Raw genomic sequence first — 8906 nt, forward strand, 5'->3', positions numbered from 1 at the left:
CCCCAGCCCGATCCGGTCCACCAGCCGAGCAGCCATCAGACACCACCCCCTGGTATCTGTTGAACCGCCAAATAACCCCAAAGTCAACGGCATTGACGTTAAACGACAAGCTAAGGCGGGAAGTACCGTACGTGCACGGGTGGTAATGAGCAGGGAAATCAGCTCGTCGTGCCAGCGACGCGCGGTAAGCAAGATGGTAACGATCTTGTCGAGGGCGGGCGCGCCAGATCCGGTGGCTTGGCCGCAGCTGCTGGCGGGCTGTCCACGGCGTGCCGAGACCGGTTCGACACGCCGAGCAAGATCACGCGAAGGATGGGGAGATCAACTGAGCAGGTTTGGCGACCCCCCGAGCACTCCGAGATTCAAATAGCCCCATCAAGCTGGCCTGCTGGGGCCGCCTCAGCGGCTTCGGCGGCCGGGGGATGCGACTGTGTCCTGGCTGGATCGCTGTCGTGTGGATGCGGAGTGCGTTCTGGACGACGGATCAGTAGGTCCCGTTCTCGAAGTCCAGATTGACGGGGCGGCGAGGGAGGTCCGGGATGGTGTCGGTTGCTGGAATGGAGACATCGACGACGTCCACTCGTACGTCATCAAGCCAGATCTGCCCTGTTCGCTCCATGACTGCCCCGAAGTTGATGTAGGCACCGGTTTCCGGGATGTCCAACACGATGCGGTACCTGCGCCAGCCTACGCTTCCGGCGATTCGGCGTTCCGGATCACGCATGGTGTCGAAGGCGACGGTGTGATCGCGAGCGTCATCCACCCTCATCCAGATGCCGGCCCAGCCCACTACGTCCCTTGCCTTCACCATCGCCGTCAGTTGCAGCCGCGTGCCTCGGTACTCATCTGCCTTGATCGTCTGCACCAGTGATGCGTAGCCTGTGGGGTTCTCGTGGCTGGAGCGGATGAAGGCGCTGGACCTGCCTACTGCGAACACCTCGAAGTCCAAGCCGACCTCATAGTCCTCGGGCACCGATCCCGAGACGTTCCACCCCTTCGGTGTGGTGTCCTGGGGGGCGACGGATGGCCGACGCATGTCTATCTCGGCGAGGATCTTGGTGGTCTCGGCCCGGGTCCTGTCTGCTTCGGCCTCGAATTTTCGGGCTTCCGCTTGTGCTTTGGGCCGCGTTGTCCAGTAGGTGGTGAGTGCCACGGCGATTCCGCCGATTATCGGTCCGAGGAGTCCGAGCAGTGCCGTTCCCATGCGCCCCCCTGAGTGTGCGGCTCCAGCCACAGCGCCAGAGCGAGGGTACGACCTCAGGTACGGCCAATGGTGCGCCGTGCGAAAACTGGCTGGCCCAGCTGCACACTCAGCAGACGGGCAGCCCGCACCGGCCCAGCCCATCTGGGGAATTACGTCACGTGGAAGCCGCCGAGGCTGGGGAATTGAATTGCATGACCGCCGACAGCTCGGCACGGGTGCGGTGGATGAGGTCGGCTCTCATCGCCATGAAGCTGCCGCCACGACGGCCCCGGAGGACTTCGGCGTGCATGCGATCCAGGCGTAGCCGGTGCCCGTGGCGTGGTCTTCGCGGTGGGCGCGCACGGCCAGCTCGTAGCGGGGACGAGCGCCCTGCTCAGGAAGGAGCCGTGACGACCCGCGCCATCCGGGCCGGGGAGTCCGTCCGGAGTCGGGTCCGGCCCCGCCTCGCTGCTGCCGGGAGGGGCCCGGGCTGTGGCCTCTTCCCGGCCGGAAGCCGCCGGAACCACGGGGGTACGCATGGGGGGAAGCGCAGGGGGGACGCAAAGGGGGAACCCTAAGGGGGATGCATAGGGGGAAGGTGCAATGCCCGAGCCTCTGCATTTCCGCAGGTGGATGGGCCTTTGGGGGCCGGTGACTGCTCAGACATTAGGTCTGGGCGGGGGTGAAGGGGTTCGGGTAGGAGGGTTGGGGCTGTGGTTCTGGGCGGGGTCGGGGGCTGGGAGTTGAGAGAGGTGTGTCGGGTTGGAGTGTGGGCTGTGAGTCGGGGCGGAAGTCGGTTTGATGACGGAGGTGGAGAGAAGCAGTAGGGGAACGGAAGGGAGAGGGGCAGGCAGGGGAGTGGAGCGGTGTGGGGGTGAAAGAGATGTGGCCGGCGCCCACTTCCGCCGAGGGCGGGTGGCAAGGGCGCCGGCCTACCGAAGAACACACCTTGGGAGAACCCACATGCGTCTCAGGGCCGAGCATAGCGCGCGGGCAATCCATCGGCAGGCATCTTGACGACGTTCGGATGCGGTACCTTTTTGTGCACCCGTGACTACTGCCCTGGCGGTTCCGAGTGCACTGGCGTGAACAGCACGCCTCGCCTGTCGGGAGGTCAGAAGTCGTGATTCGTGCTGGACGAACCGCAGTGGGGCGTCGCGAGCTTGCCGACGCCCTGGGCCTGAAGTGGTCCACCTTCGACCGCACGAAGCCGCATACAGCTGCCGGCTTCCCGCCGCCGGTCAGCTCCAAAGGCGCGCTCCTGCTGCTGTGGGACCTGGAGCAGGTAGAGGCTTTCCGCGACGGCCGGCCGACGCCGGTCATCCCGGATGTTGAGCATGAGGAGGATCTGCTCGACCGCCGCGAGGCGGCCTTGCTGCTCGGTGTGAAGCCGCGCAGCGTGGACAGCTACAAGACTGACCCCCGCCTCGCCGACCATGTGGTGGTCGTAGGCGGGGTCGAGCACTGGCCGCGTGCCGAGCTGCTCGCCTTCGCGGCCAGCCGGGGCACTATGAGTGCCCCCAGGGGCCGGCCGAAAGGGTCGGGCGATATGGTCCCCCGCGACTTGCTCCCCGGCCGTATCGCCGAACTCCTCGACGTGGACCCCGCGGTGACGGCTGCTCACGCCGTCGACGTCCTCGGTATCTCCGTCCCGGCTGCGCAGCGCCACCTGCAGCAGGAGCGTGCGGCGCGCATCGTCGCGCTGATGCGCACGGAGCCGGGTCTCGGCGCCGAAGGAGCAGCGGACCGTCTCGGCTATCCGCCGGCGGTCCGCCGGGCGGCCCTGAAGGCCGCTCAGGAGCTCTACGACGCCTCCTAAGGCCTGTCTGATAATTGATCTTGTGGCAGGTCGAGGTGAGTTGACGGAGGCGGGGTGGGAGTGGATAGAGCCCTTGTTGCCGCAGGTGGATGGGCGTGGTCGGCCGTGGCGTGATCACCGGCAGGTGGTCAATGGTGTGCTGTGGCGGTTGCGGACCGGGGCTCCGTGGCGTGACCTGCCCGAGCGGTATGGGCCGTGGCAGACCGTCTGGTCGTACGCCGCCGCAGACGACCACGGAGTCGTCGAATCCGGGATGAAGAGTGACATGGCGGCTCTTGGTGCTCCTGGTGCTTCTGGTGCGCGGATGGCGGAACACACCAGTCGATACCCCCCCAGGGCGCGCCGCGCACGCCCCGCACGGCCGCGTGTCAGCTCGGGCGCTCGTATGTCGCCGGTCAGTAGAACTGCGTATCCGGGTCTGCCGCACGATCGGGTGACATCTGAACTGGCTTGCCTTGTGGGGCAGGTGGGAAGGATGTCGCTGTGCCCAAGCCTTATCCGGAAGAGTTCCGCGAGGACGTCGTACGGGTCGCGAGGAACCGTGGCCCAGGTGTGACGGTCGAGCAGGTGGCCACGGACTTCGGTGTCCACCCGATGACGTTGTGGAAGTGGATGCGTCGGGCGGACATCGATGACGGGTCCAAGCCCGGAACGTCCAGCCAGGAGAGCGCGGAACTGCGAGAAGCGCGTCGGCGGATCAAGCTGCTGGAGCAGGAGAACGAGGTCCTGCGCCGGGCCGCGGCCTATCTGTCGCAGGCGCATCTGCCGGGAAAAGGATCTACCCGCTCGTGAAGGAGCTGGCCGGGGACGGGGTGCCCGTCACGGTGACGTGCCGGGTCTTGAAGCTCGCCAGGCAGCCCTACTACCGCTGGCTCGACCAGCCGGTGGGCGAAGCCGTGCTCGCGGAGGCGTATCGCGCGAACGCGCTGTTCGGCGCCCACCGCGAGGACCCGGAGTTCGGCTACCGCTTCCTGGCAGATGAGGCCCGCAGCACCGGGGCCGCCATGGCCGACCGGACCGCGTGGCGGATCTGCCGGGACAACCGCTGGTGGAGCGTTTTCGGGAAGAAGCGCGGCCGGGGCAAGAAGGCCGGCCCGCCGGTGCATGACGATCTCGTCCGTCGTGACTTCACCGCGGCCGGCCCGAACCGGCTGTGGCTCGCCGACATCACCGAACATGCCACCGGTGACGGCAAGCTGTATCTCTGCGCGATCAAGGATGTCTTCAGCAACAGGATCGTTGGATACTCCATCGACGCGCGGATGAAGTCCCGCCTGGCCGTGGCTGCCCTGGACAACGCCGTGGCCCGGCGTGAACACGTCGACGGATGCATCCTGCACAGCGATCGCGGATCGCAGTTCCGATCCCGGAAATTCGTCCGGGCACTCGACCGGCACCGGATGGCCGGGTCGATAGGGAGGGTCGGGGCCGCCGGCGACAACGCGGCCATGGAGTCGTTCTTCAGCCTGCTGCAGAAGAACGTCCTCGACCGCCGGAAGTGGGCCACCCGCGAGGAACTGCGGATCGCGATCGTGACCTGGATCGAGCGGACCTACCACCGCCGCCGCCGGCAAGCCGCACTCGGCCGGCTGACCCCCATCGAATTCGAGACCGTCATGACCACACCGGCCCTCCAAGCCGCGTGACCCAACCTGTCACCCAAACCTGCAGCAGACCCAGACGAGGACGCGGAACGCTGTGACGTGTTCGTCGGCGGGGAGGCTGGCGAACCCGTAGCGGGGTGGGTCCATGCAGATCATGACCGAGGGGTTGGCGGTGGGCTTTACCCCGGATCGTGCTACCCCGGTGCGGCCGTCCGTAGCTGTGATGTGCGCTTGCATCGCGTAGCCGGCGACTTCTTGCAGGACCTTCTGCCGGTGGGCCGGGGAGAGGTCGGAGAACCAGGCGGCTCCGACGTCCAACGTGCGGAGTCCTTGGGCGATCTCGTTGACGACCTGTTCGGTCTCGTGCCGGATGGCGTGGCTGTCCTCGCTGCTCGGTTCGGTCATCTTTTGATGATTTCACGTTGCCGGTTTGGGGCGAGGGCTCAGCCGCACCGCAGTGTCCGGGCGGGCGGAGAGCTGAGCCTGGTCCGCGTGTCGGCTGCCACATGGTGACCAGGTTGCTGCCACAGGCTGCATAGCAGCAGGGCGGGTGGCTGTCATGGGTTTGCCCATTCCTGTGTTCGTGGCTTTGGCCGCCGGGTGTGCTGGTGGGTATGGGTGAGGACGGCCGGTTGGCGCGGGGTGTGGTGGTGCGCCGTCTGTTGGCGGTGGCTGAGGCGTCGGAGTCGGGCGCGGTGTCGGCATTGCATGTGCGGGCGGCGGCTGAGGCGGCGGGGGTGTCGCCGCGGACGGTGTGGCATTGGCTTGCCGCGGGGCGTGTGGGCCGGGTGGAGCGGTTGCCGAAGCCGGCGTTCTCGTTGCCGGATGCGTGGTGGACACGGCTGGCGGAGGAGGGCGGGAACGTGTCGGCGGTGTACCGGCGGATGACGGAGGGAGTGGAGAAGGCGGATTTCGCTGTGCCGTCGCTGGGGACGGTGCAGCGTGCGGTGAAGCGGGATGTACAGGAGGGCCAGGAACTCGCCGCGGCATCCGACAGCGACATGGCCGCCTTGGCCCTGCCCGACCTCATCCCTCACGCCCCGCCGCCCGACGACTGGCACACACCAGCCTCCCTGCGCCCTGCCATCCGGGAAGAGAAGCCATGACGAGCCAGCTGCCACCGCGGGAGACCGATCACTACACCCAGCTCGCGGACGCCGCGGTCGTCACGACCCGGGCGCTCCTGGCCGCGAGGGAGAACATCGCCGACACGATCGACGCCAGGGCGATGATGTGCCTCCACGGCCCGGCAGGCGTGGGCAAGACACTTGCCGCGAACGTCTGCCTGCGTGAGCTTGAGCGAACCCGCGGCGAGGAGGTCTGCCGGATTGCCTTCCGCGCCCGCCCCACCGCCCGAGCGGTGCGTCACGAGCTGTTTGCTGCGCTTGGTCTGCCGGGTGAACCCCCGCGTCACCCGTCCGAGTTCGATCGGCTGCTCCTGGACTCGCTGGCAGCCCAGCCGCGTACGCTGGTCGTGGACGAGGCTCAGTGGCTGAATCGAGAGACGTTCGAATATTTTCGGTTCGTCTGGGACCACCCGTACTCACAGATCGCGATCGTCTTCGCCGGCGGCGAGGGAGCGCACACGGTGCTGCGCAAAGAGCCGATGCTCTCCTCCCGCATCTTCATCTGGCAGCACGTCACCAAGCTCACTCCGGAGGAAGTTCACCAGGTCATCCCCCTCTACCACCCTGTCTGGGCACGGACTGATCCCGCAGACATCGCCTTCGCCGACCGCCACGCGGCTGGCAACTTCCGTAACTGGGCCCGGCTAACAGCCCACACTCTGACCGCACTCGAACGAACGGGCCGCGACCACCCTGATCGGGAGGTGCTGCGCTGGGCGTTCAGCAGATTGGGCAGCTGGCGTGGCTGATGACGGATCGCTGCGGCACCCCAGACCGCAGGAGGGTTCCTGAGAATCGGACGGGAGCCTGTAGTGCAGAGTCCATCCGGACTTCAGAATGAATCAAACTCTTGAGGCTGGCATGATTGGGTCATGCTGCGTGTTGTTGAGTTCTTTGTGGCTCCGGACGACGGGGCGGCCGCTGTCGTGGGGCCGAAGCGTCGTGGTCATGGGTTTCCGGCGTTTGGGTGTGCGGATTTCTTTCCCGATGATGCGGTGGGGGACTGGGAGGTTCTCCTCGTCAGGGGTGTGGCTTCGGACCTGCGTGCTGTGGTGCCGATGAAGAATGACGGCTTCATGGTGTTCGAGGTCCCTGGGAGACTGTGTTCGGCGCTGGCGGCGGCGAGTAGGGTTCGGCTTGTCGAGGTTGCGGCCCAGTGGGTCGAGCTCGCCGAGGCGAAGGACGGGGCCCCAGCAGAGATGGCGGTTGAGATCCTCACAGAGGTAGCCGGTCTGGCTCGTACAGCAGAAGACCTGGGCCAGCCCCTGTACTGCTGGTACTTCGCTCCCTGAGCCAGACAGCTCCCAGTCGAGGCCATCACACCTACGCACAAGCTTCCCTGCTGCTGGCGCTGGGCTCGCGGAGCGGGCCCTTGGCCTTGGAGGCGAAGCCGGAAGGACCCCAGGGTGGGGGAGCGAAGCGGACCCACTCAACGGGCCCGAAGGCCCGGGCCCTGTGAAACGGGTTCACCCAGGCCCGCTCAGCGGGCCGTTCGGGGTGCAGCGAAGCGGAACCCCGAACCACGGCCGAAGGCAGGCCCCAGCCCGGCGAAGCGGCTCCCTTCCTGAGCGCGCTGCGATCAGGGTCCAGCTCTGGGGGAGTCGGTGTCCTGCCGGGGTCGGGTATGTCCTGTGCCTGCTGGCGGTCTGTTTGCCTGGTTGGCTCACGGGGTCAAGCGGGAGCCGAGTACGGGCAGCAGTCGGTCCGTCAGTACGCGGCGGGCTGGTTCGGAGGATAGCCACAGCAGTTTGTGGCGGGTGCCATCCGTCATCGTGACGGCAAGGCCAGATGTGGTGAGACCGCGGTGCAGACTGGCGTGCGCGATGCTGTCGAAGGGGATGACCTTGTTGGTGTGGTGTCCCTCCAGGACGGTCGTCGGGTCGTAGCCGATGACAGTGGTGGCGGTGTGTTCCCGTGCGCTGGGGCTGATGGAGTTTACGACGGTGTCGACGAATCCGCCGCGAATGCGGACCAGGGAGTCCGGCAGCAGCCACAACTCGCCGTGAATCCAGTCGAGCCAGCCCGTGGTGCAGCTGGTGGCAAGCAAGTGGGCGTGCTGCACCTTCAGGCCCTGAGCGTGCCGGACGGCGTTGTCCAGCAGTGCGTCCCATGCTTCGAGGGAGCGGATATTGATGTGCTTCTCCACCGACCCGAGGGGTGCGTGGTACGCCAGTCTTGCCGTCCCGTCGGGCTGCAGCCCGACGGACAAGGTCACGCCCCAGTCTGATCCTGTGATCAGCACGGCAAGGCGGTCGGGGGCGGTGGTCGGCCCGTGCTCGGTCGGTGCATGTGCACCCGCTTGGTGCTGGCACAGGACGGGCGATACGGACAAGCCTTCTGCGAGCCACCGCTCCCTGCGGAGGTTCAGTCGTGCGCCGGCCAGGTGCAGTTCTATTCGAGCTTTCATCCCCATTGCGTCGTCTCGTCGAGAGGAACTACCAGGCCGATGCCTTCGGCCGCGACGGCGATCGCGAAGTACTGGAGGACTGCTGTCCGTCCGGTGTTCTTGTGAGTAGCGCTCGCCCCCGGTAGATCCATGGCCAAACAGTACCTGTCCGTCATCGCGGGCCCGACTGCGTTCCTCAACGTTGTGCGTTGTGCCGGTTGCGTGTCAGCGGGAGAGGGTCGTGGTCTGGGAGACGGAGCCAGAAGGGCCCGGGTGGGGAGCGGAGCAGACCCGCCCGAACGAGCCGAAGGCCCGGATCCCGTGAACGACGGATCTGCCTCGCCATCCGGCAACGGGAGATCGGTACGGAGCCCACTCCGGCATCTCGGGCTGGCACCCGACTGGACGATGTGGCCGTGAACAACTGACTTCACAACCCGTGAATAAAGCCAGCCGGGTCTACCTGGACTGTGTTCTTTTTCTCCAGCGGTCCTCCCGGGAAATCGCTGAGTCCGAACGAGCCGTCCCACGCGTGCTGAACCACCTCCGATTGACCGTCCCCTCCCAGCACCGGTAGCAGGACGAAGTCGGCCCTCGCTGCAGCCATCTGCCCGCGGAGCGGGCTGGTCCTGGAGGCGAAGCCGAAAGGGGCTGGGGTGGGAGCGAAGCGGACACCCAACGGGCCGAAGGCCCGGACCCCGTGAAACGGGGTCATCCAGGCCCGCGCAGCGGGCCATTCAGGTGGAGCGAAGCGGAACCTGAACCCGTCCGGAGCGAAGCGCAGGAC

9 protein-coding genes and 1 pseudogene are annotated in these 8906 nt (G+C 66.8%); 6 read left to right on the forward strand and 4 right to left on the reverse strand.

Features of this window, described 5'->3' with window-relative positions; translation table 11 throughout:
• Positions 1 to 484 precede the first annotated feature (484 nt).
• Entirely contained in the window at positions 485 to 1204 is a 720-nt protein-coding gene (locus AB0O21_RS39995; protein ID WP_365180797.1) for a hypothetical protein, read from the reverse strand.
• A 1126-nt stretch (positions 1205 to 2330) separates the two neighbouring features.
• On the opposite strand from AB0O21_RS39995, the gene AB0O21_RS40000 reads away from it, so the two are divergent.
• From AB0O21_RS40000 to AB0O21_RS40010, 3 genes and pseudogenes are all read left to right on the forward strand, one after another.
• Positions 2331 to 3002 carry a hypothetical protein gene (locus tag AB0O21_RS40000; RefSeq protein WP_365180800.1) on the forward strand — a complete coding sequence of 224 codons (672 nt, stop codon included), beginning with the start codon at positions 2331 to 2333 and terminating at the stop codon, positions 3000 to 3002.
• A gap of 22 nt (positions 3003 to 3024) precedes the next feature.
• Positions 3025 to 3210, forward strand: a pseudogene (locus AB0O21_RS40005) (transposase); the annotation flags it as partial.
• Positions 3211 to 3485: 275 nt separating this feature from the next.
• A protein-coding gene (locus AB0O21_RS40010; protein ID WP_365180819.1) for an IS3 family transposase occupies positions 3486 to 4648 on the forward strand; the annotation gives its coding sequence in 2 pieces (ribosomal slippage) (positions 3486 to 3770 and positions 3773 to 4648; 1161 coding nt in all).
• Positions 4649 to 4657: 9 nt separating this feature from the next.
• On the opposite strand, the gene AB0O21_RS40015 is transcribed toward AB0O21_RS40010, so the two are convergent.
• A complete protein-coding gene (locus AB0O21_RS40015; protein WP_365180802.1) occupies positions 4658 to 5011 on the reverse strand; it encodes a DUF5958 family protein in 354 nt (117 codons plus the stop codon).
• A 209-nt stretch (positions 5012 to 5220) separates the two neighbouring features.
• Here AB0O21_RS40015 and AB0O21_RS40020 point away from each other — a divergent pair, with 209 nt between their 5' ends.
• From AB0O21_RS40020 to AB0O21_RS40030, 3 genes are all read left to right on the forward strand, one after another.
• On the forward strand, positions 5221 to 5712 hold the full coding sequence (locus tag AB0O21_RS40020) for a hypothetical protein (protein ID WP_365180805.1): 492 nt from the start codon (positions 5221 to 5223) through the stop codon (positions 5710 to 5712).
• The gene (locus tag AB0O21_RS40025) at positions 5709 to 6482 is read left to right on the forward strand and encodes an ATP-binding protein (protein ID WP_365180808.1); all 774 of its coding nucleotides are present in this window, start codon (positions 5709 to 5711) and stop codon (positions 6480 to 6482) included. The genes AB0O21_RS40020 and AB0O21_RS40025 overlap by 4 nt, the downstream gene beginning before the upstream one ends.
• A gap of 123 nt (positions 6483 to 6605) precedes the next feature.
• Positions 6606 to 7025, forward strand: a complete 420-nt coding sequence (locus AB0O21_RS40030; RefSeq protein ID WP_365180811.1) for a hypothetical protein — start codon at positions 6606 to 6608, stop codon at positions 7023 to 7025.
• Between the two features lie 371 nt (positions 7026 to 7396).
• Here AB0O21_RS40030 and AB0O21_RS40035 read toward each other — a convergent pair whose 3' ends face one another.
• Together AB0O21_RS40035 and AB0O21_RS40040 are read right to left on the reverse strand one after the other, a co-directional pair.
• Positions 7397 to 7948 carry a hypothetical protein gene (locus AB0O21_RS40035; RefSeq protein WP_365180814.1) on the reverse strand — a complete coding sequence of 184 codons (552 nt, stop codon included), beginning with the start codon at positions 7946 to 7948 and terminating at the stop codon, positions 7397 to 7399.
• Between the two features lie 188 nt (positions 7949 to 8136).
• Positions 8137 to 8271: a hypothetical protein gene (locus AB0O21_RS40040; protein ID WP_365180817.1), complete on the reverse strand. Its 135-nt coding sequence runs from the start codon at positions 8269 to 8271 to the stop codon at positions 8137 to 8139.
• Between the last annotated feature and the right edge of the window lie 635 nt (positions 8272 to 8906).

Source organism: Streptomyces sp. NPDC091371, from assembly GCF_040684275.1.
Classification (GTDB): domain Bacteria; phylum Actinomycetota; class Actinomycetes; order Streptomycetales; family Streptomycetaceae; genus Streptomyces.